Below are 25,179 nucleotides of genomic sequence, written 5' to 3'. Positions count from 1 at the left end.
TGACGCTTTCACCGAGCTAGCGATATGCCAAGAGCAGACGGGCAGCTAACGACCCGATTGCGGACGTTGAGAAGGAAGTCAAATGATCGGGAACAACCAGACGACGACGATCGGCGAAATGCAGGGCCAGTTTGAATTGAACAACTTCATGCCGCTAATCGGGGCTAACGTCCTCAATTCGATCGAGCTGCTTTCGGTCGGCATGGACAGCTTTGCACGCAGGTGCGTGGTTGGGATCGAGGCAAACGAGGACCGGATCGCCGAATTGGTAGACCGCTCGCTGATGTTGGTCACCGCGCTTGCTCCGGAAATCGGCTACGACAATGCGGCCAAGATCGCCACGCATGCGCTGGATCAGGGACAGACGCTGAAAGAGGCGGCTGCCGAACTCGGGCTGGTCGATGGCAAAACTTTCGACCGTCTCGTAAGGCCGCAAGACATGGTCTAGGTCCGCTCGCGCATGTCTCTCGAACTCCTCCTTCTAAGCGTTGTCATAGGCAGTAACAATTTCGCGGCGTCCTTGGCTCTGGGTTCCCTTGGGCAGGTCAATCGCAAATGGCGCATCGTCGCCGTATTCGGTGTCTTCGAGTTCGTGGTCCCCTTGCTCGGGCTCTGGGCCGGACAGCAGACCGCCCGCAATTTCGGCGATATCGTTTCATGGCTCGGGCCCTCGCTTCTCGGATTGCTGGGACTGTGGACCATCATTGCTGCCCTCACGTCCCGAAAGGATGCAGAACGAATGGCGCGCCAGGTGACCCGTTGGCAGGGTCTGATCGCACTGGCCGCCGGACTGAGCTTTGACAACATGGTAGCCGGGTTCAGCCTGGGCCTTGGCAATAGAGAGCCATTGGTGCTGGCTGCCTCGATCGCGGCCTTTGCGATGGCGTTCTCCTATATCGGTCTGCGTCTAGGAAATCTGGCCCGGTCCGGCCACCGTCAGGCCGCCAAGATCGCCACGGGCATCCTTCTGCTGGGGCTTGCCCTCGCGCTGGCGCTGGGGCTGGTATAGCACAATTCCCCCTTCGGATTTTCGGCACAAAGCTGAGCGCCGTCCATTGTTTCAGCAGGAAAAGAGGAAGGGCGCAGCAGGCGCTTTCCCGCTGCGTCCGGGAAGGATAGCAGATGGACAATGCAAAAATTCGCCGGAACCGGATGGTCGAAAGCCAAATAGAGGCTCGCGGAATAACCGATACCGCCATTCTGGAGGCGTTCCGCACGGTGCCGAGGGAAGATTTCGTGCCCGACAACCTTTCCGAATTCGCCTACGACGACGGTCCTCTGCCTATCGGTGAAGACCAGACGATCTCGCAGCCCTTTATCGTCGCCTCGATGATCGATGCGGCGGAAATCGGACCCACCCACCGGGTTCTGGAAGTGGGGGCGGGCTCCGGCTACGCCGCTGCCGTCATGTCGCGCATCGCGGCTGAGGTGTTCGCCGTCGAACGTTTCGAAAAGCTCGCCCGCACTGCGCGGGAAAGGATCAGTGCACTCGGTTACGACAACTGCACCATTATCGCCGGCGACGGTATGAATGGCTTCGAGGACGAGGCACCTTTCGACGCCATACTGGTCGCGGCCCGTATCGAGGAGGTTCCCGCCGCACTGAAGCGGCAACTTGCGATAGGGGGACGCCTGATCATCCCCGTGGGCGACGAGGGTCTCCAGCAACTCACGTGCATCACCCGGAAGCAGACAGACGAATGGGAAACACGCGAGATCGCGCCCGTGCGCTTCGTGCCGCTCCTCCCCGGTTCCGTGGCCGAGGACGGTTCGCGCGCAGCCAGCAATCACGATGCTTCGTCCAATCTCACCACGCCGAAACTCCTGGCTGAAGCAGGCGAAGAGCTGAAGGATATTGACGATCCCGGTTTCGCCGCCGCTTTCGATCGCTTTGCGGATAGGCGCGTGGTGATGCTGGGGGAGGCAAGCCATGGGACGGAAGAGTTCTACCGCGCCCGCGCCGCGATTACGCGCCGTTTCGTCGAGAAGCATGGCTTCACCATCGTCGCGGTGGAGGGCGACTGGCCCGATGCCGCCGCCTACGACCGCCTGATCCGGGACAAACCGGCAAGCGGGAGCGGCCAAGAGCCGTTCCAGCGCTTCCCCACCTGGATGTGGCGCAACACCGTCATGCCGGATCTCCTGCGGGACCTGAAGACGATCAATGCCGGCAAATCTCCTGAAATGCAGGCCGGCTTCTATGGCCTCGACATCTACAACATGCACGCGTCGATCGATGCCATCCTCGCCTATCTGGAGGAGAATGATCCGGAGGCGGCCGAAGTTGCACGCGAGCGCTACGGATGCCTTACTCCGTGGCAGGCGGACCCTGCCACCTACGGCCGGGCTGCCATGCGACCGGGCTTTGCCGAATGCGAGCAACCCGTCATCGAGCAATGCCGGGAGCTACTGGAAAAAGCGCTCCAGAACGATGGCGCGAGCTTCGATGCAGCCATGAACGCGCGGCTGGTCGCCTCGGCAGAGCGTTATTACCGCATCATGTATTACGGCGGTGCCGAGAGCTGGAACCTGCGGGACAGCCATATGGCGGAAACGCTGGAATACCTGCTCGAGCAACGCGGACCCGATGCCAAGGCCTTGGTCTGGGCGCACAACAGCCATATCGGCGATGCCCGGGCGACCGAAATGGGGCGGGTGCGTTCGGAGCACAACATCGGCCAGCTTGCGCGCGAGAAATGGGGCGACGAGGTCGCTCTCATCGGCTTCGGGACACACGACGGGACAGTAACTGCCGCAAGCGACTGGGACGGCGAGCACGAGACGATGACGATCAATCCCTCGCGCCGCGACAGCTACGAGAGGCTTTGTCACGATAGCGGGAAGTCACCGATGCTGCTCGATTTCAAGGACGCGTCGGCAGTTGCCCGGCGCCTCGCGAAGCCCCGGCTGGAACGGTTCATCGGAGTGATCTATCGGCCCGAGACAGAGAGGTGGAGCCACTACACCGATGCAGTCCTTCCGGAACAGTTCGATGCCTATTGCTGGTTTGACACAACTCATGCCTTGCAGCCGCTTGCAGAGCGCGAGCCTCGCAGAGGAAGTGCGGATGACCTCTATCCCTTTGGCCTGTAGGATTAGCCGCGCAGGGGAACCTGGGTGTTCCCAACCCCAAACCCCATCCGGATAGCGTCATCGGACTTTTCGGAACATCTGCATCAGCGTATCCATTGGAGAGGTGATGGTCCGATGGCTTCGGTTCGAAGCCTCGACCTGAGTAAACGAAAGGAGAATTCTCATGGGTTCCCTATTCCGCACCGCAATGATCGCACCAGCCGCCGCAGCCTTGGCCTTGACGTCCGGCTGCGCCACCACCGGCCAGTCCGCAGCAGACGGCGAAGCGCGCCTCGCTGCAATGCTGGAAGGCCGGGTTGCCGGTGAACCGCAGTCGTGCATCAATGCACCTCTCAGCAATCGGCTTGAAGTGATCGACGAGACAGCCGTCGTCTATGACGCAGGATCGACGATCTACGTCGCCCGACCGGAAAACCCGGAATCTCTCGACGCGTCGGACGTCCTCGTCATCGACCGCTTCGGCAGCCGCATTTGCAAGCAGGATGTTATTCGAACGCTGGATCGCACGCTCGGCTTCACCACCGGCGCAGTCTTTCTTGGTGATTTCGTCCCTTTTAGCAGGCCGTAGCGTCTCGCAGTTCTTTTGAGCGTCGGCTTTCCACCCAAAGGGGGCTGACTTCCTCAACCTGGCTGCGTGCCAGAACCTGACCAGCCGCTAACGATCCGATTGCGGCCATTAGATGGCGTCCTCAACCATATGCGGCGCACGGCGCAAGAGACTAAAGGGGTAAGCTGTCCAGCCCTCAGCAGGGCCTATGCTCGACCGGCTTAGCCGCAGGTGATCCTAATTCAATTAACGCGCCGATTGCTCACGAGGGCCGGGTCAGCAAAGCACCCACTGGGAATCTCCTGCGGGGCAAAGGGCCACGCTTGTCTCGAGGGCGCCCCCTCCAGACCCAATCGTCAGAAACGCAAAGAGCCAAAATATTGGCAGCCAGCGCCAGTGTCGCCAAGCAACCCGGCTTGCGTCATTTCGATGTACAGATGCGACGGTCGCGAAATATGCCACCAGCGCACAGAGGGTAAGAGGAAATGCCAGATTGAAGAGTGATGTCGTTCCCGACCAAAGCCTTACAAGAACTTGGTCTACCACCATCGCCAAGAGAACCTGAAGCGCCAGAAGGAGCGCGAGTGTCAAGCGGCCGAGAGTTGGACCACCTGAAGAGCAAAAGCTCGCCATTGGCTAGAATCTCCGTGCCCCTGCAGTTTAATCTCTTCCCACTTCGCAGCCCAGAGAAATCATCGTGCTTGGCGCGGGGTCGGCTGGCACACTCAGGCTTGGACTGGCGACAGCTTCCCACCCATCTGGCGCCTGTCTCATCAGGTTGACGGTGATCGAGGAGCGCGCGAGCCGCTAACGTCCCGAAAGCCCCATTGTTACGGTGAAGTGTTTTGCACTCCGATGGGACGAAAGCGACCATTCGCCAAAGACGCCATCAGACTCGGAGTTCACGCAATCCGATTTCGAGAAAATAGCCTTTCAGATTTGCAAACTTTGGGGAATTCGTAACAGGAGTTGGCGTCGCTGGGTCCGCAGCTTTCTCCTCGCGGTCACCTCTTGTAAATTGTCAGGCAATTTCGGAACGACCGAGATCGCCAAGACCTCGACCGGGCCATCTTGCGTCCTAGCTCTTTCAATCGCGGCATCTCTTAAAGGCATTACGCTGGCGAGGGTGGCGAATTTACAATCGTTCTGGATCATCCATTCGAAATACCCAGCTCTTGAAAAACCGGCGCACACTTTACGAACGGCTTTTCTGATACGGTTATCTAACGCAACCACACCAGCATCCGATCGCAGATCTAGATCAAAGTAATGCACTTGCTCACTGGCTGCCTCCTGAGCTCCAACAGATTGGGATATTGAACCCAGAGTTAGCGCTGCGAAGGCAACCAGACATAGTTTTTTCTGCATGCGAGATTCCTTTCGGGCTATCTTGTCGACTTCCCGAGAATGAAGATCATCATCAGCCGGCGCATCGGACAGATGTCCGATGCGGTGGCAAAATTTATGTGATATTGGTTGAGCCATCGCTTTTCGGGACACCGTGCCATGCAGCGAAGTGAGCGGGATAGCCTGATCCGAAGCATCTATGATGCAGCCCTTGATCCTGATGAGTGGCCGGCAATGCTAACCCGCGTCGCACGTTCAATGAATTGCGAGCAATGCAATTTCGTGATGGTCGATCCCCTACGCGGTGAAGCGCAAGTTATCACACCCATGTGGCGCGAAGATGATCGCGCTTCCTTCTTCTCTCACTGGCAGAAGAAGTTCACGATTGCTCAGAAGTTGCGGCTTTATCCCGTCGGAAGAGTGATCGATTATGAAGAGATGTTTGATGTGCACTGGCTCAGAAGCACCGAGTTCTACAATGAGTGGTGGCTCCCACAGGGAGTCGGAGGTGGTTCACTCGCCGCGAATGTCGTCTCGCACAGCGGTGCAACTGCCTCGGTAACCGTGCATGCTCCAATTTCGAAGATCGGTTTCGAGAGAGGTGAGAAGAAACTGTTCGGCGAAATTGTCCAGCATCTGACCCGCTCTGTGACGATACTTCGCCGCCTCCAGATGGCGCAGCTCATCACCAATCAGGCGCAAGCAGAGATGGCTTGCGGCTTTCTCGTTGTCGACCGGAGCGGCACCGTTTTGCATTCCCACTCACAGACTTTGACCTGGTTAGAGGCGCTCGATCTCATACAGAAAGGTCGAAACAAGGTTCAGATCGCTCCGGGCCCAGTGAAGGCTATGCTCCAGCGCGCCATTGAAAAGGCCGAGGGCTCTGCGATGAACCTTAGCGACCGCGAAGGCTCTCAGATGCGGCTGGTTGTCATCCCCTGCTCCCCCGGAAAGAGTCTCAGCCCGGTGATTATTGATCGACCTGCTGCCTTGATTTGGTTGACGTCAGACGAACGAATAAAGAAGGAGCGAATGAAGCGATTAAGTGAAGCTTTCTCCTTGACCCCCGCGGAAACGAGAATTGCTATGGAGGCTTGCGCAGGTGGCGGGAGAAGGGAAATTGCAATGCGATGCGGTCTGTCCTCCAGCACCATCAGGTCCCACCTGGAAGCAATCTACTCCAAGACTGGAGTTCATAGACAGGCTGAGCTGGTTCACCTCGTTGAGACAATCTGACCTTTACTGAATCCAGCTCATCCGTTCTGGCGGGAGTTCTTGATTGTCTGCCGTGCTTGCAGAGTGCCATATTCTCATCTCTAGAGATTTGAGGGGAACGCGTTTCAAAATCAGGCGCTTGGATCGGGCGAGGTGGAGGAGAAGAACCAATGCCTGAACGGCTCAATCGGCTTGAGACCATACTTTCCGGGCAACGGTGGGACTTCGCTTCCCGTTTTCACTCTCGTCTCCCCCCGCGCAAGTCTGTCTGGGCAGCTTTGATCGCGCTGGCGCTTCTCGGCAGCGCGGTGGTGCTGAAGTTCGCTGTTGATGATGTCGCGGGCGGTCGCTTGCCGCCGTTCATTTTCCTCTATGCCCAGAAGTGGAGTGGCAGCCTTGCCCTGTTCACGGCCCAAAACCTGCCTGTCGGCAAACGACCCGATTGCGGACATTGGCGGGACGGCAGCCTTGCGCCCTCATCTCGGTCATTCGCGTTCTATCCTTCACGCCTTTGTTGCGGACATTCACGGATGCCAAACCGGATGATCCACTGTTGATGATGTCCGCATAGCGCGATTTTCGACAAGCGAGATTCGCCTTTGATCATCGGTCTAGCAAGTTTCCGGCAATCTTTTAGCTGCCTTAGAGACAACGTTGTATTGACCTGAGGCAACGTTGTCTCTAAGGCAGCCGTAAATCGCGCGCCCAATCGCGAAAAGCACAGGGAGAGAGTTATGAAAGTCACCAAGAGTTTAATGCTGTCGGCGTCGTTTGTGGCGCTTGGAGTCGCCACGCCTGCCATTGCGCAGGAGAACCAAGCTGACGAGAGCGCCGCCGAAGAGCGCAGCGCAAACAGTAACGCCATCGTCGTCACCGCCACCCGCCGTGAGCAGACGCTGCAGGAAGTTCCGGTTGCTGTATCTGTCGTTTCGGGCGAGCTTCTCGACGATTCGGGTGTTAGCGGTGTGGACCAGATTTCCCAAGCCGTTCCCAGCGTGACCTTCACGCAGGGTAACAACGAGAATAACAGCTCGCTCAACATTCGCGGCATCGGCACGAATGTTTTCTCGTCCGGCGTCGAGCCTTCCGTATCCATTGTCTTCGACGATGTGGTCATGGCGCGTGCGGGGCAGGGCTTTCAGGATTTCATCGACGTGCAGCGTATCGAGGTTCTGCGTGGCCCGCAGTCTACCCTGTTTGGCAAGAACGCCTCCGCCGGCGTGGTCTCTGTCACCACGAAGGACGCGACCGATTATCTGAGCGGCGAATTCGACGCTATGTATGCCGAAGGTAACGAATACCAGGTGCGCGGCTCCGTTTCAGGCCCGCTGTCCGATGGCATCGCCGCCCGCGTCAGCGCATTCTACAAGCAGTATGACGGCATCACCGAGAACTTGTTCAATGGTGACGAGTACAATGGCTACGAAGCCTGGGGCGTGCGCGGCAAATTGCAGGCCGACGTGACGGACAGCCTCTCGCTGGAATTCATCGGCGACTATCGAGATTCGACTAGCACGCCAACATTCGTTCTTGCCGACGCGCTGAACCCGACCGTGGTCGAGGCCGTCGCCCCGCTCGAGTTGGGGATTTCAAATACGGACGTGAACATCAACACCCCGCCGCGCAGCGATTCCGAGCAGCGGGGCGCGCAGATGAATGCCGAGTATCTGTTCGGCAACGATTTCGTCCTCAACTCTACCACTGCGGTGCGCAGCTATGATTTCGAGAACAACATTGACGTCGACTCCACGCCGCTGTCAGCCCCGCCCGCAGATCGCAGCTTCTTCCTGTGGGACCTGAACAACGGCACGACGCAGCTTACGCAGTACAGCCAGGAAATCCGCCTGGAATCGCCCGATCTTGGCGGTTTCGATTTCCTTGTCGGTGCCTTTGCCTACTATGTCGATCTCGACAGCACGTTCCAGCGTCGCTGGGTATTCCGCAATGCCGCAGGTAACGAAGTGCCGCGCAGCGGCCAGTTCAACAGCAGCAATCAGACGACCAATCTGGCAGCTTTCGTCAGTGGCAACGTGTATCTCGGCGATCTGAACCTGTTCGGCGGCCTTCGCGTGATCCACGAGAAGCTGGAGTGGGAAGTGTTCCGCGATCCTGCCAACGTCGTCGTGCCGGGTGACATCGCCTTGCCGGGCGCGGCCGGGCAGCCTGCCGACTTCAGCGGCTCCACCGACGATACCGCCTTCACCGGCAACATCGGTGCGCGCTACGATTTCGGTGCGGGCAACGTCTATGCAAGCTACTCGCGCGGCTACAAGGGGCAGGGCTTCAACACCGCCTTCGCCTCGCTTGAAGGCAGCGAGCCGGTCGAGGCCGAGACGGTCGACGCGTTCGAGGTGGGTGCGAAGCTTTCCACCTGGGACGATGTCTTCTCCGTCAACCTGGCGCTGTTCTATACGCAGTACCAGAACTACCAGGCGCAGGCGCAGCGGCCGAACGACATCACGTTCGAACTCACCAACGCGGGCGATATTTCGACCAAGGGTATCGAGATCGAGACCGTGTTCCAGCCCACCGACCTGACGACGTTCCGTCTTGGCGCGACGTATATGGATGCGAAGATCGACGATTTCCCCGGCGGTCCCTGCTTTGATGGCCAGACCGAAGCGCAAGGCTGCGTGAATAACGCGCAGGATCTGTCCGGTGCGGATCTGCCCAATGCGCCCGACTGGCGCCTGACCGGCTTTGCCCGCCAGATCGTCCCCTTTGGCGATGATGCGCCTGTCGATGGCTTCGTGCAAGGCAACTTCAGCTACCAGTCTTCAGTCCAGTTCGATCTCGATCAGAACCCGCTGTCACGGCTTGACGGCTATTGGCTGGTCAACGCTTCGATTGGCGTGGAATCGAAGGACGATGACTATTCGGTCAGCCTCTTCGTCCGCAACCTGTTCGACCAGAACCTGCCGCAGCGTATTGGCTTTTCAAGCGCCACGGGCGGCCGCGTTACCGCGCAGGTCTGGCGCAATCAGGAACGCTACTTCGGCATCCAGGGGCGCTTCAGCTTCTGATCACGCCGACGCGGGCGGTCGCTCCTCCTACTCTGGATCGCCCGTGTTCAATGGCGGCAGCGACATTTCCTGTCGCTGCCGCCATATTGTTTTGACGCGGGAGAATCGCATTGTTCAAGAAACAGATCGCCATCTGTGTCGCCCTCGTGGCTGCCATTGCACCCCTTTCATCCCTCGCACAGGGTGAGGGCGGGGAACGGCCCAATTTCCTGCTCATCGTGTTCGAGGACATGAGCCCGCATATCGGTGCCTACGGCGATCCGGTGGTGCAAACCCCGGTGCTGGATGCCTTTGCCGAAGACGCAGTGCTCTATGAACGGGCATTTACCACGGCAGGTGTTTGCGCACCCAGTCGTGCGGCGTTGGCGATGGGCGTTCCGCAGCAGGCGATCGGCGCGCAGCAGATGCGGGTCTCTTCGGGCGTGGAACTCGAAGACGGGTCGCGCCTGCCGTACACCGCGGTGCCGCCATCCTATGTGAAGGCCTATCCAGAACTTCTGCGCCGGGCCGGGTATTACACCACCAACAACGGCAAGACCGATTACCAGCTCGGGCTGGACAGTTATCGCGGCGGTCCGTTCACGATCTGGGATGATAGCGATGCCGCGCATCCCTGGCGCGGGAGGGCGGAGGGACAGCCGTTCTTCGCCATGGTCAACATCATGGAGACCCACGAAAGCTGGACTTTTCCGCTTGATCTCGATCCCGATGCCCACCCGATGGCGCAGCGGCTGGGTGCCCAGTTGCGCGAGGCGCTGACGGGGCGTCCACGCGTGCATGATCCCGCCGACGTGGTGGTTCCGCCGTTCCTGCCTGACACCCCGCTCGTGCGGGAAGAGCTGTCGCAGATGCTCGACAATATTCACTACTACGAGCGGACGGTGGCGCGCCTGCTGGAAGAACTCGAGGAAGACGGTCTGGCGGATGACACCATCGTGATCGTCACCACCGATCACGGTGACGGTATTCCGCGCGCCAAACGATCGCTGTACGATAGCGGGCTGCAAGTGCCCCTAATGGTGCGGTGGCCCGACGGGCACGGCGCGGGAACGCGCGACGGCCAGCTTGTCAGCTTCGTAGATATGGCGCCCACGATCCTTCAACTCGCAGGCGAGGATGTGCCAGGATGGCTTGCTGGACGCGTTTTTCTGGGTCCCGAAACTGGGCCTGAGCGCAGGTTTGTCTACGCGGCGATGGACCGACACGACGAGCAGCAGGACTTCTCTCGCGCGGTACGCGACGACAGGTGGAAATATATTCGCAACTACGAGCCTGAAAGGCCGTTCTTCCGCCACCTCGGCTTTCGTGACATGCAGCGATCGATGCAGGAATTGTGGCGCTTGCACGAAGCAGGCGAATTGCCGCCCCGGATCGAGCAGTACTTCACCGCGCCCCGTCCTGAGGAGGAGTTGTACGACACATGGGCCGATCCATATGAGATGGCCAATCTTGCTCAAGACCAGCGTTACGCACGTGTGCTTGAGCAGATGCGTGCCGCACTGGCACGCTACCAGAACAGGTTCGACGACCGGTCTATCGGCGGTGAACTTGCAATGGTGGAGCGCATGTGGCCGGGTCTCGAGCAGCCGGTGACGGCCGCCCCTACCGCGCAGGTAACGCAGGGCGGCCTCGTCAGATTAACCTCCGGAACACCAGGAGCCTCGATCGGTTATCGGATCGATGGCGGACCATGGGAAATCTATGTCGAACCGATCGCTCTCGGCGAGGGTGAGACGCTCGAAGCGAAGGCCGTGCGCTACGGCTTCGCCGAGAGTTCGGCGACGACTAAAGTCGGCGAATGAGAGCCTAGGCTAGCCTTCAATCTCTTGTTGGGCGGGGAGCGCCATCAGTGCGCGCTCCTCGCCTCAACCTTGCTAGAAACGTCCGAACGACCGGCAGCAAAAGCGAACACGCAAAGCACAACGTAGCATGTCGCTGGCGCAAGGAAGGCGACGGCAAGGCCTGCGCTATCCGCAATGGCGCCCGCGAGCGGCGGTACGAACGCCCCCCCGATGATGGCGGTGCATAGGAGACCGGAGGTCGCCTCTGCGGAGGCCGTGGACCGTTCCAGTGTAAGAGTGAAGATGACGGGAAACATGATCGAATTGAAGAGTCCGATTGAAAGAGCGACGAAGCCCGCGCCCACGCCACCAATCAGAACCACGTAAAGGCACATCAGTGCTGCGATCGCCGTGAATGCGATCAGCAGTCGTGCAGCGCGAAAACGCGCAAGCAGCGCGGAGCCTATGGCACGCCCCACCATCGCGCCGCCCCAATAGAAGGAAACTGCCTTACCAGCCTCCTGCAGCGACACGCCGGGGATGCCGTCGCTTCCCATCGCAGTGCCGAGGAATGGCACGGCGAACGCGGCATCGGAATTGCCCCAAATTTCTCCTGAGTTCAGGAAGAGCGCAAGCTGGGTGCCGATCGCGACCTCTGCGCCGACGTAGAGAAAGATTGCCGCTCCGCCCAGCAGCGCCCAGCGGGATGACAAGGCGTCGCGCATCATCGCAACCGTACCACCTGCGCTCGGGGCCGGCGGCGCCGCCCGGCTCACCGTCTTACGGCTAACGAAAAAAAAGAGCAGCAGGAGGATTAGAAGGCCGCAGATCCAGAAATAGGCCCGGTCGATCCCTGCAAGCGCAGCGTCGCGCGCTTCGGGGTTGATCGCCGCCCCGTCAGCCACCTCGACGCCTTCGAGAAAGAGCACCGCGCCGATGAAGGGGCCGATAAAAGTGCCAAAGCTGTTGAACGTCTGTGAGAGTGTCAGCCGGAAGTGGCTCCCTGCGGGCGAGCCCAGGTTTGCAGCGAGCGGGTTCGCTGCAACCTGCAATACCGTTATGCCGCTGGCGAGTACAAACAGGCCGAGCAACACCAGCAGGTAGACCGCGAGATTGGCCGCCACCAGCATCACCATACATCCCCCGATCATCATTGTGAGAGCGAGCAAAATCGCACGCGCTGCGTGAAGTCTGGCGATAAGGCCGGCGGCTGGGAACGAGACGAGCCCATAAGCGATGAAGAACGCTGAAGCAGACAACTGTGCCTGCAGGTTGGTCAGCGTGAAGATCCCTTTCACAGCGGCAACCAATGGGTCGATCAGCGAGGTGATAAACCCCCATGCGAAGAAGAGTGTTGTTACGGCGAGGAAGGCCGTGCGCACGGGGCTTGCGCCAGCGCGATCATTCATGAGGGCATCTTTCGAAACGAGGGGCAGAACCGAGGGAGGCTGACGATTACAGTCCGGCGCCGTACGGATAGAGAGGATCGGCGCTGTCATCTGGTGCCGCAGGATCCTGCGCTCGCACGGCTTCCATCGAACGCGGCAACTCGAATGGGAGACGTCCACGCGCCTCGGCGCGGCCCAGCGCGACGTCCAGCACGGCGGCGTCGCTCGCTCCGAAGTTGGCCAGTATTACGTCGGTAAGTGGCAGCACATCGGTCAGCACGGCAGGCCGGTCGAGGAAAATCGCCAGCATTGTTGGCACCCCAGCGGCATTCGCTTGGGCCAAGGCTTCGTAAGCAGGATCTCCGGGCTCGAAGTTCAGGCGCCCTTCCTTGTAACGGCTACCGAAGAAATGGTTCGGATGGAGCATTTCCGATGGGGTATCGGTACGCACGATGGCGAAATCAGCGTCGGCAATGTCTTCCACTACCTGCAAGCCAGCTGACTGAGCCGCGTCGTGTGACATGCCTTGCAGCCAGACCTTTGCACCGGGCGAAAAGGGCAGGGTGGTTCCTTCATTGCGTAGGAGGACCTGCGATTCACGCTGTAGTCTGTCGGCCTTGGCGATATCTTCTGCACCGCCGATCGCTGCCGTCGCTGCTGCGGGGCTGACATAGGGATTTTCGAAAAGACCGAGCTGGAACTTGGGCACCATCACGCGGATCACCGACTGATCGACGCGGGCTTCGTCGATCTCACCCGCTTCCATCGCTGCGAGCAGGGGAAGTACATCGTCGGTGCCGCCGAACTGGTCGATCCCGGCCTGCACGCCTTTGACGTAACGTTGCTGCACAGTCAGGCCTTCCACCCCCCATGACGTCGCGATGTCCTGGGGGCGCTGCGGCGCCTCGTCGGTGGGATTCATGCACCTCTCGTTGCAATCGCGGGTGATGGCCCAATCCGACAGGATAATGCCTTCGTAACCCCGGCGCTGCCGCAGCAGGCCGTCGAGCAATTGTGCGCTGTAACCGGGGCTGACGGCTTCGATTGCCTCTCCGTTTAGCGTTGCATCGCGCAGGATCGGGTAGGCGGGCATGATTCCGGCGCTTTTCGCCTCCAGCGCGCCATCGAAGGCCGCGATGTGCTGCGAGAGATAGTCGCCCGGGTCCGCGAAGCGACCATAGTAATTGTGCGCCTCGAACCCTTCTGGTTGCGCGCCGTAACCCACCCAGTGCTTCACCACCGTCATCACGCCATCTGCCTGCAAGCCATTGGCGCTGCCCTGAAAGGATTCGACATAGGCACCGCCCAGTTCACTGCTGAGTTCGGCCTGGCTGCCGAAAGTGCCGCTACCGCGCGGCCAGCGTGGTTCGGTCAGCAGATCGAGCTGCGGCGAGAGCGCCATGTGGATGCCGAGGGCACGATATTCACGGCGGGCGATTTCACCGAACTCGCGGACCAGAGCCGGATCTCTCAGCGCCGCAAATCCGAGAAGCTCTGGCCACTGGGTCGTGCCACTACCAGCCTCTGCCGCGCCAAGCACATAGCTGAAGTGGTTTCGCGGATCGGTGCTGATCGTCAGTGGTATACCCAGCCGACCGCCGGCTGCGACTTCCTGCGCGAGGTTGTTCTGTTCTGCCAGCTGGGCGGGGGCCAGAGTCAGGCGCGTGATATAGCTGGTGACATGCTTGTCACTCACCAGGGCGCCGAGTGCTTCAAGGTCGTAGCTGTCGGCGCGTCCGAGTTCGCCACCAAGGCCCGGCATTGTCGAATGCATCAACGTGCCGACCTTCTCGGCCTGTGTCATGCGACCAGCAAGGTCGATAGCGCGCTCTTCTGGCGACAAGCGCCAATCTTCATAAGGAGACAGTTGCCCGTCGCCATCGGCATCGCGGAACTGTAGCCCATCAATCGCGATTGCCTCTTTCACCCGCAAGCCGAGATCGGGCTGCGTCGGTGGCGAGGGTTGCGCGTTGCCGTGGACGCAGCCACTCAATGCGACGGCGCCCAAAACATGCATCGAGGTTGCCAGTAGCTTTGCGGTCTTCATGAAAGATTCCTGTATTTCAGAAAGGGTTGGGGCCAGCATCAGGCTGGCGGCATATCGTAAGCGAGGCGGAAGCCGACATTGCTCGCTCCCATACCGGGGTCGCGGCCTTGGCGGGACGCGGGACGATAGCGCTGGCAATAGTTCGGAGCGCACAGGTAGCTACCGCCTTTCATCACGCGGCTAGGGAAGCCGGGGTTCAGCGGGTCATAGGCCTGGTTCTCGCTTGGGCCGCGCGGATTGTCTGTATCCGCCGGATCGTGTCCGGGGCGGAACAGGTCCGCCGTTACTTCCCAAACGTTGCCGACCATGTCGTAAAGCCCATTCGGATTGGGCGCATAACAGCCGACGGGAGCGATGCCCCTGAAGCCGTCCGTCTCACGGTTGACGGCGGGGAACACGCCTTGCCAGCTGTTGGCTTCCTCCGGCTGCTCGGTGGTGGCAGGCTGTCCGGCTGATGCGGCATACTCCCATTCTGCTTCGGTTGGCATTCGCCCGCCTTTCCATAGGGCATAGGCCTGCATGTCCTCCCAGCCCAGGTGAACCACCGGCTCATCGGGCTGTGCTTCGGGACCGCCTGGACCATATGGCCGCTTCCAGTTCGCGCCCGGCACATATTTCCACCAGTCGGAATAGCGGTTCGACGGCCTTTCGGGCGGGGTGAAGACTGCTGAGCCTGGCAGCAGCAATTCTGGCGGGATCTGCTCTTCAGATACACCGAAGGCCGCTGGATCGACAGGCTTCTCTGCCAGGGTTACATAGTCGGTGGCTTCAACGAACGCCGCAAACTGCCTGTTTGTAACCTCGTGCGGATCGATCCAGAAACCGTCTACAGTCGTCTGCCGAACAGGGCCTTCCTCGGCGTAAACCTCAGCCTGGCCCATTGCAAAAGTGCCGCCTTCAAGCCTGACTGGCGTGTCTCCGATCGCTGCGCAGGTGCGGGCAACCTGCTCGCTCTGAGCAGTGGTCGTGTCGGTTTCGCCCTCGCACCCCGCAACTGCCAGGCACGCGGCCAGAGCGGTGAGGCCGATAGTCTTATTAATGTCCATACAATTCACCGCCTTCGAGGACCGGTCCAAGAATGGCTGCGGGATCCTCGGGATAAATTCCGCCACGATCCACCGCCATTGGTGCGATTTCGGCGCTCATCGCCTCTGCCAGCGCCAGCAAACGGGCGTACTCGTCCGGGTACCTGTTGGCGATGTCATAGCGCTCCTGCGGGTCGGCCAGCATGTCGAACAGCTTGGGGGCGGTGTAGCGGCGGAAATCTATATGCGAGGCGCGGTAGTACTCGCTCAGCAGCAGTTTGAAACGTGGGCTACGGACAGCAGCGAGGCCGTTGTTGTTGATGAAATAGAGTATTTCGTGGGGGCTGGGTGCACCACTCGTCCACATCGCAGTCACTTCACGTCCGTCGATGATGCGGTCCTGCGGAACCTGCGCCCCAGCGAGCCGGGCGAAGGTAGGGAGCATGTCGATTCCCATGCTCATCGCGTCGTTATGGGTTCCGGGAGCCACGCCAGCAGGCCAGCGCAACAGGAACGGCACGCGGTAACCGCCTTCGTTGGTATCGCCCTTGTGGCCCTTGAAGGGGCCGCTGCTGCCTTGGAACCATGGACCGTTGTCGCTTGTGAAGATGACTACCGTGTTGTCTCGCAGACCATTCTCGTCGAGAGCCGCGAGAATGCGTCCGACCGCATCGTCTAGTGTTTCGATGGTGTCGCCATAATCGCCAGCGGGTCCGCTGCGGCCAGTGTTCTCGGGCGGGAAGAAAAGCGGGCGGTGGGGGAAGTTGGTGGCATAGTAGAGGAAGAATGGTTCGCTAGCGTGAGAGGCGATGAAGCGCTCGGCTTCCGTCGCGTAGGTATCCTCCAGTGTCGTCTGATCGATTTCGCGTTCGACCATTTCGGTTCCGCGATAGAGGCTGAACGGCTCCAGATCGTTGGAGTAGGGGACGCCAAGAAAGCTTTCGAAGCCTTGCTGGGTGGGCCAATATTCCAGTCGGTGGCCGAGATGCCATTTGCCGACCATGCCTGTGGCATAACCCGCATCGCGTAGCATCTCGGCAATGGTAATTTCCTCACCGGGAAGACCCCAATCGGAATGAGGCCTCGTCACGAACTGCATGCCGGATCGCGGCGCATATCGACCGGTCAACAGCGCCGCGCGGCTTGGCGAGCACACGTTTGACCCGGCGTAGAACTGCGACATGACAAGCCCGTCCGCTCCGATGGAATCGATGTGCGGCGTCTCTATGTATTCCGCGCCGGAAGACGACAGGTCGCCCCAGCCAAGGTCGTCGACGAAAATCACGACGAAATTGGGACGCGGCGGGTGCTCTGCTTCTTGTGCCGAAGCTGCTGCGCCCGAAGTCTGCATTGCCAGCAGAAAGCCGAGGACATATCCTCCGCTCCTGCAAAGTCTCGTAGTATCTCGATACCAGGTCATCTCGCGATCCTCTCAATGTCGTCCCATGTCGCAACGACAACTTTTGCCCGATTGGCTATAGACAACGTTGTCTCCAGTCAATACAAAGCAGGATAGAAACTGCGGACTTTAGCGGGAGAGGCTAGCCGATGGCAAAAGTCACTATCAAGGATATTGCGAAGCACGCAGGCGTTTCGTTCAAGACGGTATCGCGCGTCATCAACAAGAACCCGAGCGTTGGGGAGGACCTTCGCGAAAAGGTCGAAATTTCGATGACGGCGCTGGGCTACAGGCCCAACCGTGCCGCCAGTCTCTTGCGGGGCGGCAAGTCCTACACCATCGGGCTTATCCTCGGGCCGCTCACCGGATATATCGAACCGGGCTCGGACCGCTCGATCCCGACATATATCACCGACGTCATTACCGGTCTTCTCCAGTCGTGCGGTCGGGCAGGCTATCACTTGCTGATAGAGCCCATCACTAACGACCAGATCGAGGCCGGAGCGGAAGCTATCGACGCGCTGCTGGAAGATATGACGCTGGACGGACTCGTCCTCGTCCCCCCGTTGTGCGATCGTCTCTGGCTGGTCGACCATCTGGTCAACAAGGGCATGCCATGCGTGCGCATAAACCCGGGCAAGGCGCACGAGCGGACGATTTCCATCGGCTTCGACAACGAGGCGGCAGGCGCAGACGTGGCCAGTTACATCCTGCGGCACAATCATCGCAAGGTGGGGTATATCGCAGGGCCTCCTAACCACGGTTCTCACCACCTGCGCCGGCAAAGCTTTTCGCGTACGCTTTCCGAGGAGCCAGAAGTCGAACTGCGTGACCTTGACGGGAACTTCACCTTCGACAGCGGATGGGCAGCTGCAGCGCAATTCCTGAATGAGAGTTCCGACTGGCGACCGACCGCAATATTCGCCGCCAACGACGAGATGGCCGCCGGTGTCATCGCCTATGCCAAGAGTATCGGCCTCGATATTCCGGGGGACCTCAGCGTGATTGGCTTCGGCGACCTTGCTGTCGCGTCCCAGTGCTTCCCGCGCCTGACCACCATCCGGCAACCGACGATCGAGATCAGCCGGGACGCCGCCACCGAGCTTATCAACTCGGTGGCCATGCGCGACATGGCCGAAGGCAAGGTTGTGAACCATCCCTATCGCTTCGTCGAACGCGCTTCCTTTGCGGCGATCTGAACGCGGCGGCCAGCCCAACACAGGAATACTAGAGGACGTCATGAAATTTGCACCGAGAGCCAAGGCCCTTTTCACAGGGCTGGCGCTGCTAACAGGCGCGTGTGCCCATCCGCTCTCTGCCGAGCAGGCAGGGCCCGCAGATGTTTCCGTCGCCCAGAACCAGCCGCGCAACATCATCTTCATCCTTGTCGACGACTTGCGTTTCGACGGGATGGGTTTCCTTCAGCCGGAACTGCAGACGCCGGCACTGGATCGCCTGGCGCGCGGCGGCACCTACATGCCCAATACGCTGGTCACGTCATCGCTTTGCAGCCCCAGTCGCGCAACGATCCTAACCGGAATGACAGCGCGCAATCACGGTATCGTGGACAACAACGATTCCAGCGAGGAAGGCCTGACATTTTTCCCGGCCTACCTGCAACAGGCGGGCTACAGCACGGCCTTTATCGGCAAGTGGCACATGGGCGCGGCCTCTGACGAACCGCGGGCCGGGTTTGACAAGTGGGTCAGCTTCAAGGGGCAGGGAAGCTACTACCCCGATCCCGATGCCCCACCAGGACGCGAAACGACGTACAACGTCGATGGAGAGGTGGTCCCGCAGCGCGGCTACATCACCGATGAGCTGACCGACTATGCGATGAACTGGCTTGAGAGCGAGCGCGACCCCGACCGACCGTTCATGCTCTATCTCAGCCACAAGGCCGTCCATTCCGATCCGTTGCCGGCTCCGCGTCATGCGGGACAGTATGATAACGTCGTCTTCGACCTTCCCGACAGTGCCGCCAACACGCCCGAGAATTACGAAGGCAAGCCACTTTGGGTCTATAACCAGCGCAACACCTGGCACGGTCTCGACTTCTTCTACAATTCCGACATGTCGATGCAGGAGTACCTGCGTTACTATTATTCGACCCTGTCTTCCGTGGACGACAGTGTGGCGCGAATCCTCGCCTATCTGGAGGCGAACGATCTGGAAGACGACACCTTGATCGTCTTTACCTCGGACAATGGCTATCTGATCGGCGATCACGGCCTGATCGACAAGCGCAACGCCTACCAGCCGTCGGTTCAGGTCCCGATGCTCGTCTACGCTCCGGGCGCGGTGCCAGCAGGTGTGGTGAACCCCGGCCGCATCCGCAATCTCGACTTTGCGCCCACGTTCCTATCCCTCGCAGGCCTGGAATTGCCGCCACAGTTCGAGGGGCACAATGCCTGGCCGCTGATGACCGGCGCGACGACAACAGCCGAGTGGCAGCCCGACGACTTCATCTACGAATACTACTGGGAATGGACCTTCCCGATGACACCGGGAACTTTCGCCATCGTGCGCGACAACCTGAAGTATATCCAGTACTACGGCGTCTACGATATCGAGGAGTTGTACGACCTGTCGGAAGACCCGGAGGAGATGAACAACCTCATCGACGATCCGGACTACCTCGACGCCAAGATCGAACTGCGTCAGGCCTTGTTCGAACAGCTGGCCGACCGCGACGGTCGTCACGTCATTCCCTACACACGGCGGCACTCGCGCGGCAGCGTGCGACGCATGGAAGGCGGCACCCGTGCCGCCGATTTCCCTGCTGACTGGTACGTCGAGCCGAACCGCCTGGACCGCCTCGACGATATTTTCCCTGACAGCCCAGCCAAGGCAGCCGCGCATGCACGAGGGGAAGCCCTTTCCGAATTTCCAGTGCTGGGCACCGGCAGCAACAGCGTGGAAGGGGCCAGTGAGGGGCTGGAGTGATGATGATCCGCAATTCCCATCTGCGCACCATTGCGCTGACAGTCCTGATGATCGTCACGGCGCTTGCCCCAGCCACGTCTTCCGCTCAGGAAAGTTCTTCACGCGAGCGGCCGAACGTTGTCGTAATCCTTGCCGACGATGTCGGCGTCGAGGCGTTCCGCGCCTATGGCGGGGAACACGACACGCCCAATATCGATCGTCTCGTCCGCGAGGGCGTAACGTTCGACCATGCGTTCTCCACGCCTCTGTGCTCGCCCAGCCGCACGCGCCTGATGACCGGGAAAGAGAACGCCAGCAATTACGAGGCGTTCGGATACCTCGGTCCTGATGAGCGGACATTCGGCAATCTTTTCAGCGATGCCGGCTACGCCACCGGCATCGTGGGCAAGTGGCAACTTAGTGGCAATGGGTTCGATGGACGCACCGGTATCAGTCCAACACAGGCGGGGTTTGGCCAGTCTCTGCTCTGGCAACTGGAGCCCGGCCCGCAGAAGGGCTCCCGATACTGGGGGCCGACGCTGTGGCGAGACGGTAGCTGGCTGATCCCCGAAGAGGGGTTTGGTCCCGACTACCTGAGTGACTACGCGCTGTCGTTCCTGGACGAGCACGCCGACCGTCCTTTCTTCCTCTACTATCCGATGGTGCTGGTGCACGATCCTTTCGTCGCGACGCCGGCAGAGCGCGTGGGTGGGAACGAGCAGCACAACTTCGGCCTGCTGATGCAATACATGGATCGAATGGTGGGGCGCCTGCTCGACCGGTTGGATGCGCTCGACCTGACAGAGGACACGCTGGTGATTTTCACCGCCGACAACGGCACCAACCGGCGCATCCATTCGGTGCGTAATGGCGAGCGGATCAGGGGCGGCAAGGGTCTGCCCACGCTGACAGGTACCCACGTTCCCCTGATGATGCGCTGGCCGGGCCGAATTCCCGCAGGCGAACGACGCAGCGCACTTTTCGACTTTACCGACGTGCTGCCCACCATTGCCGACGCAGCATCTCTGCCTGTGGCCGCTGATGTTGACGGTGTAAGCCAACTGGCCGTGGCGCAAGGCAGATCGCAGTCGGCACGCGAGACGATCTTCCAGCACTACGCCCCTGTGTGGAGATGGCCGTCGACCCGCTTCGTCTTCGACCTCGAGCGCAAGCTCTACGAAGATGGCCGCTTCGTTGCGCTCGACCTTTCGCTTGGCGAAGAGCGCGAGCTGGACCGGCAATCCCTCACCGATGAAGATCGGGCACGGCTGGCGCGGTTCCAGGCTATTCTTGATGCCGATACGGTTCCACTCGATCCGGAACGTTATCCCTGGTGTGCGGGGCTGGAGCCCAGCGTTGAGGGTGGCGATCCGCTGGTCGTGGGCTGCGGCACCGCTCCGGGCAACAGGGCCGATTGAACCCGCAGCTCGGTTAGCGGGCGTTCCTGCCAAGCTGGATGTCCGGATAGAAGAGGCTCCGGATACCTGTCAGCAGGACGGCCAGCGCCGCAATCGAGCCGACGGCGGTGACGATAGCCAGCGAATCCGCCAGCCTGCCCGGATCGGCAAAACCGAAGTCTGTCGTCAGAGCCACTGCGACGGGTGCCAGCGCCCCGCCAACCAGGTTCAGGGTAATGCCTGCCACCGCGGTAAGGCGTGCCCTCTGGTCCTCCGGCGCGAGACTGAGCATGATCGCATATCCAAGCGAGACGATGATACCGCCCAGTAACGATCTGCAGAAGAACAGGGCCAGGCACACGTATGGCGAGGCGACGAGGGGCAAGGCGATGGCGAGCGGTGCCGAAACTGTGGCCGCCACGATCAACAGGAGAACCTGTGGCTTGCCGGTTCGCACGATCCGCTCGATGAATTCGACGAGGTAGCCGCTACCAAGAGTGCCAAGCAGTCCGGCTGCAATCGTGATCGCGCCTGCCCAGAACCCGATGTCCTCTATGGCCCAACCATGCTTGCGCAGGAAAAGTGCTGGCAGCCAGGCTCCGACCGCGGTCGCCACGAAGACAAGCATCGTCAAAGCCAGCATCACGCGCAGATAATTGGATGGTCGCGCAAAGAGGAAGGCGAACACCGGTTTGAGGGGCTTGCGAGAGAAAGGGCGATTTTCCCTGCGGCCATGGTCGGTCTGCCTGAGCAGCACCGCGGCGAGAATGAGCCCCGGCAACCCTGCGAGCAGATAGATGATTTTCCAACCGCTTAGCGATGGCAGGGGCCCGATCGCAAAACTGCCGAAGGGATCGAAAACGGCGGCAAGGGCGCCGCCTATCAGCATCGAACTTCCCACACCGAAATATATGCCGCTGGCGTAGATTCCCATCGGTTTGGCAAGCTTCGGACCTGCGTAGCGTTCGGCAATGAGCGAGCCGGCTGCGGGCGTTATCCCGGACATGGCGGCTGCCGAACCGACCCTCAGCAGTAGCAGGGCGGCGAAGCTGGACGCAGCAGCCGCAAGACTGGTCAGCAGGCTCCAGGTCGCGACAAAAATGCCGAGCAAGCGGAACCGGTCCTCGTGATCCGCCAGATGTCCCAAGGGCAGAGCGGCGATCACGAAGCTGATCGAGAATGCGGCGCCGATGAACATCCCGATCAGCGTATCGCTGACCCCGAATTCAAGTCGGATCGGCTCCGCCAGGAGTGTTGCGAGGGTGCGGTGGAAAAAGGCGAGCGTTTGCACTGACGCCAGTAGTGCAACCGCTTTCCAGCCAGCAGAATACATTGCTTGCGTTCCTCGCCCGTATTTCAACCCCGCCCGATCGGGCACTAGCGAGGGTGCTGCAGTTTGTCTCGGTGACTCTTACGGATCGATGTACCTGGCACACGGGGTGCCGAGCGTGATCGAGGCTCTTTCGGGCTGGTGCAAACAATCATTTTCCGGGTCATAACGCAGCGGATCTGGGCGCTCCTCAACATCGTCAGGCAGGAGAGCGCTCAGCCGTCCCACGACATCCGCATAGCGCGGATCGCCGGCCAGATTGCGGGTCTCATGGGGGTCAACGGAATGGTCGAAAAGCTGCGTGCCTTTGCGACCCGCTTCAAATTCCGCGTAATGCCACCGTGCGGTGCGCACGCTGCGTCCACCTGCGATCTGCGTGTAGACAGGGCGATCCCAGCCTTCCAGCGTCGGTTTGTTCAGCAACGGCACCAGGCTGCGGCCCTCAAGTGTGTCTGGAGCGGACAAGCCGGCCAAGTGGGCAAGCGTGGGAAAAAGGTCGACCAGTTCGACAAGGCGCGATGATGCACTGCCGTTACCTGTCGATTCCGGTGCATAGATCACCAGCGGAACGCGCGCAGATGGCTCCCACAGCAGGCGCTTTGCCCATTGATCATGCTCACCCAGAAGGAAACCGTGATCGCTGACGAACACGACGATGGTATTGTCTGCCAGACCGTTCTCTTCCAATGCCGCAAGTAGCCGGCCGACCTGCGCGTCGACGAAACTTGTGGCGGCGTAATAGGACTGGATGAACCGACGTTGCTCCAGTTCGGTCATGCCCATGTCATCCGGAATGAACAGCGCGCTGGCCTCGGGCGGCGTCGTGTGATCGGTGACCGACCAAGCCGGTATGTCGACTAGATCGTAAAGGTCGAAATAGGGTGCTGGAGCAACCTCGGGCACGTGCGGACGGTAAAACCCAGCCGCGATGAAGAACGGTTCATCCCGGTGTTTCTCGATCAGATCGATAACTTCTGAAGCGACCATCCCGTCGGTCTGTTCAAGATCCCCAACTTCATCTCGGTAAAACGCAAGAGCCGACCCAATATGATTGCCGGGCGTCATGTTCTCGAGACGATCGAGTACCTCGAGATCGTGACCTGCAGGGTCTATCGCGATATCCCAGCTTTGCGGATCGTCAGGACCGGGGCGGCCAACACCGCCCGGTACACCCTGATGGAAGATCTTTCCGACCCGGCCAGTGAAGTAGCCGTTCTGCCGAAACAGTTCAGGGATTGTCACAAGGTCCGGGTGCTTGGCGCGAAGGGGCGTGGAAAGATCGGTGACACCGACGGTGTCAGGTCGCAGCCCGGTCATGAAAGAGGCCCGGCTGGGCGCGCACCAGGGATACTGGGAATAGGCGCGGTCGAAACGCACACCTTTGCTGGCGAGTTCGTCGATATGCGGTGTGATGACCTGCGCACCATAAGTTCCCAAACGGGCGTTTAGATCATCCGAGACGATGAAGAGTACGTTAGGTCTTTCGCGTGGTGTCTCAGCGACAGTCTGCTGAGAATGGCTGATACAAGAGCTCAGCAAAGCCGCTGAAAGGAATAGCCATATAGAAGCAAGGATTCTCATTTTAGATCTCAACCATATGCTTGCATTTTAGCAGTCAACAACGTGCTCTAGCGGGCTGTGACAACGTTGTCCATCATTGCAGTCTCGAAGCGCGACGAAGGCGGCTACAACCTTCCGGGCAGAACCAGCAGAAATCCTCCACGCACTCTAGAAAGCTGCGTGGAAGCGTCTTTTTGCCCAATTTTGAGTTTAACCGCTAAGAGTATTCGGTGGTCAGCTATCCGTGTCGAAAAGCCAAAAGCAGACTGTCGGCAAACGGCCCACAAACGGTCAAAGCGTACTTTGCTGTTACCGTCCTCTATACACCAAATCCTAGCCGTGAGGGTATCTGCAACCGTTGGCCGAAAACGGTCATTCGGCTCCTTGGGAGACTGGGTGGCTCTCGGCTTTGTTGTTGAGTGTGACACAAGGATGTGACACAGATATGCCGTCACAGGATGATAAGCTGTTGAAATAAAAAGCACGTATATCGCTGGGTTTTGCTCCTGCCGGGCCCACCACCTTGCGTGTTTCTTCCTATACGGTGCGCCGTGCGGCGAGGTCGGGGCAATCGGCGGCGACGAGGCCGTCGTCGTCCCAACGCTCCACATAATAGGCCTGGCCAGCGGCAAGCTGGGCGCAGGCGATATTCTCGCCATCGGCATAGACGACGCCCAGCGTGCGACCGTAGCGATCCCGCCCGAGTCTGACGATGGTAAGTTGCCGACCTTCGACAACCGCCTCCATCGTGCGGGTGGAGGCCTTGCCGTCGCCGGGAACGCATTGGCGACCTTGTCTGCACGCGCGCGTCTCCGGCGCGTCGATCCCGGTGATGCGGATACGCTCGTCGCCGCAGCGGATGGTATCCCCATCGGTGACAGAGCAGGTGAGAGTGAGGGCGATAGCGGTGGTGAGTGCAAGCATTCGGCTTGCCTAGGACGCGTTCGCCGATGTTTCCGCGCGGTGATGGTTCCGATCTGGATTGGTAAGGCCACGCGTTTCTGCGTAGTGCAAGAGTGGTTCGCGACGCCTGTGTCCTCGTGGGGCAAGGGTATTTAAATGACGCATTCATGCATTCGCGCTTGCACCGTTTCCGCGCAAA

The 25,179-nt window shown here is 60.1% G+C and carries 18 protein-coding genes and 1 pseudogene; 11 read left to right on the top strand and 8 right to left on the bottom strand.

Going from position 1 to position 25,179, the window contains the following annotated elements:
* Positions 1-76: 76 nt before the first annotated feature.
* The 4 genes and pseudogenes from D4Q51_RS04485 to D4Q51_RS04470 form a co-directional block, all read left to right on the top strand.
* Positions 77-448, top strand: a pseudogene (locus tag D4Q51_RS04485) (class II fumarate hydratase); the annotation flags it as partial.
* A gap of 12 nt (positions 449-460) precedes the next feature.
* Positions 461-1,009, top strand: coding sequence for a manganese efflux pump MntP (locus D4Q51_RS04480; RefSeq protein WP_120076566.1), 549 nt, complete (start codon positions 461-463; stop codon positions 1,007-1,009).
* 113 nt (positions 1,010-1,122) lie between these two features.
* Entirely contained in the window at positions 1,123-3,093 is a 1,971-nt protein-coding gene (locus D4Q51_RS04475) for a protein-L-isoaspartate(D-aspartate) O-methyltransferase (RefSeq protein WP_120076565.1), read from the top strand.
* 163 nt (positions 3,094-3,256) lie between these two features.
* Positions 3,257-3,661, top strand: coding sequence for a hypothetical protein (locus tag D4Q51_RS04470; RefSeq protein WP_120076564.1), 405 nt, complete (start codon positions 3,257-3,259; stop codon positions 3,659-3,661).
* A 912-nt stretch (positions 3,662-4,573) separates the two neighbouring features.
* Here the strand turns inward: D4Q51_RS04470 and D4Q51_RS04465 are convergent.
* Positions 4,574-5,008 carry a UrcA family protein gene (locus D4Q51_RS04465; protein ID WP_162925140.1) on the bottom strand — a complete coding sequence of 145 codons (435 nt, stop codon included), beginning with the start codon at positions 5,006-5,008 and terminating at the stop codon, positions 4,574-4,576.
* Between the two features lie 138 nt (positions 5,009-5,146).
* On the opposite strand from D4Q51_RS04465, the gene D4Q51_RS04460 reads away from it, so the two are divergent.
* The 4 genes from D4Q51_RS04460 to D4Q51_RS04445 all read left to right on the top strand — a co-directional run bounded on the left by D4Q51_RS04460 (position 5,147) and on the right by D4Q51_RS04445 (position 11,027).
* A complete protein-coding gene (locus tag D4Q51_RS04460; protein WP_120076562.1) occupies positions 5,147-6,223 on the top strand; it encodes a helix-turn-helix transcriptional regulator in 1,077 nt (358 codons plus the stop codon).
* A 149-nt stretch (positions 6,224-6,372) separates the two neighbouring features.
* Positions 6,373-6,759, top strand: coding sequence for a hypothetical protein (locus tag D4Q51_RS15630; protein WP_162925139.1), 387 nt, complete (start codon positions 6,373-6,375; stop codon positions 6,757-6,759).
* Between the two features lie 216 nt (positions 6,760-6,975).
* Positions 6,976-9,225 carry a TonB-dependent receptor gene (locus tag D4Q51_RS04450; RefSeq protein ID WP_162925138.1) on the top strand — a complete coding sequence of 750 codons (2,250 nt, stop codon included), beginning with the start codon at positions 6,976-6,978 and terminating at the stop codon, positions 9,223-9,225.
* Positions 9,226-9,335: 110 nt separating this feature from the next.
* The gene (locus tag D4Q51_RS04445; protein WP_120076559.1) at positions 9,336-11,027 is read left to right on the top strand and encodes a sulfatase-like hydrolase/transferase; all 1,692 of its coding nucleotides are present in this window, start codon (positions 9,336-9,338) and stop codon (positions 11,025-11,027) included.
* A gap of 44 nt (positions 11,028-11,071) precedes the next feature.
* Here the strand turns inward: D4Q51_RS04445 and D4Q51_RS04440 are convergent, their stop codons facing one another.
* From D4Q51_RS04440 to D4Q51_RS04425, 4 genes are read right to left on the bottom strand one after another with little or no spacing between them, the layout of a single operon-like run.
* Complete coding sequence (locus D4Q51_RS04440; protein WP_120076558.1) at positions 11,072-12,415, bottom strand: MFS transporter; 1,344 nt, start codon at positions 12,413-12,415, stop codon at positions 11,072-11,074.
* Positions 12,416-12,461: 46 nt separating this feature from the next.
* Positions 12,462-14,441 (bottom strand): glycoside hydrolase family 3 protein, encoded by a 1,980-nt coding sequence (locus tag D4Q51_RS04435; RefSeq protein ID WP_240624564.1) that lies wholly within the window; start codon positions 14,439-14,441, stop codon positions 12,462-12,464.
* A gap of 38 nt (positions 14,442-14,479) precedes the next feature.
* Positions 14,480-15,487 (bottom strand): formylglycine-generating enzyme family protein, encoded by a 1,008-nt coding sequence (locus D4Q51_RS04430; protein ID WP_120076557.1) that lies wholly within the window; start codon positions 15,485-15,487, stop codon positions 14,480-14,482.
* Complete coding sequence (locus D4Q51_RS04425; RefSeq protein ID WP_120076556.1) at positions 15,477-16,886, bottom strand: sulfatase family protein; 1,410 nt, start codon at positions 16,884-16,886, stop codon at positions 15,477-15,479. Before D4Q51_RS04425 ends, D4Q51_RS04430 begins: the two co-directional genes overlap by 11 nt.
* Before the next feature lie 128 nt (positions 16,887-17,014).
* On the opposite strand from D4Q51_RS04425, the gene D4Q51_RS04420 reads away from it, so the two are divergent.
* Genes D4Q51_RS04420 through D4Q51_RS04410 form a run of 3 tightly spaced genes read left to right on the top strand, consistent with a single transcriptional unit; the run spans position 17,015 to position 21,208 of the window.
* Positions 17,015-18,064: a LacI family DNA-binding transcriptional regulator gene (locus tag D4Q51_RS04420; protein ID WP_120076555.1), complete on the top strand. Its 1,050-nt coding sequence runs from the start codon at positions 17,015-17,017 to the stop codon at positions 18,062-18,064.
* Positions 18,065-18,104: 40 nt separating this feature from the next.
* Positions 18,105-19,811: a sulfatase family protein gene (locus D4Q51_RS04415; protein ID WP_120076554.1), complete on the top strand. Its 1,707-nt coding sequence runs from the start codon at positions 18,105-18,107 to the stop codon at positions 19,809-19,811.
* A gap of 2 nt (positions 19,812-19,813) precedes the next feature.
* A complete protein-coding gene (locus D4Q51_RS04410) occupies positions 19,814-21,208 on the top strand; it encodes a sulfatase-like hydrolase/transferase (protein WP_162925136.1) in 1,395 nt (464 codons plus the stop codon).
* A gap of 13 nt (positions 21,209-21,221) precedes the next feature.
* Here D4Q51_RS04410 and D4Q51_RS04405 read toward each other — a convergent pair whose 3' ends face one another.
* The 3 genes from D4Q51_RS04405 to D4Q51_RS04395 form a co-directional block, all read right to left on the bottom strand.
* Positions 21,222-22,478: an MFS transporter gene (locus tag D4Q51_RS04405; RefSeq protein WP_205689434.1), complete on the bottom strand. Its 1,257-nt coding sequence runs from the start codon at positions 22,476-22,478 to the stop codon at positions 21,222-21,224.
* A gap of 120 nt (positions 22,479-22,598) precedes the next feature.
* Positions 22,599-24,098, bottom strand: coding sequence for a sulfatase (locus D4Q51_RS04400; protein ID WP_120076551.1), 1,500 nt, complete (start codon positions 24,096-24,098; stop codon positions 22,599-22,601).
* Positions 24,099-24,614: 516 nt separating this feature from the next.
* Positions 24,615-25,001 (bottom strand): thermonuclease family protein, encoded by a 387-nt coding sequence (locus tag D4Q51_RS04395; RefSeq protein WP_120076550.1) that lies wholly within the window; start codon positions 24,999-25,001, stop codon positions 24,615-24,617.
* Positions 25,002-25,179 lie beyond the last annotated feature (178 nt).

It is taken from the genome of Aurantiacibacter odishensis, assembly GCF_003605195.1.
Classification (GTDB): Bacteria; Pseudomonadota; Alphaproteobacteria; order Sphingomonadales; family Sphingomonadaceae; genus Alteraurantiacibacter; species Alteraurantiacibacter odishensis.
The sequence above is the reverse complement of the archived record's forward strand: the minus strand, read 5'-3'. Positions and strand labels throughout refer to the sequence as shown.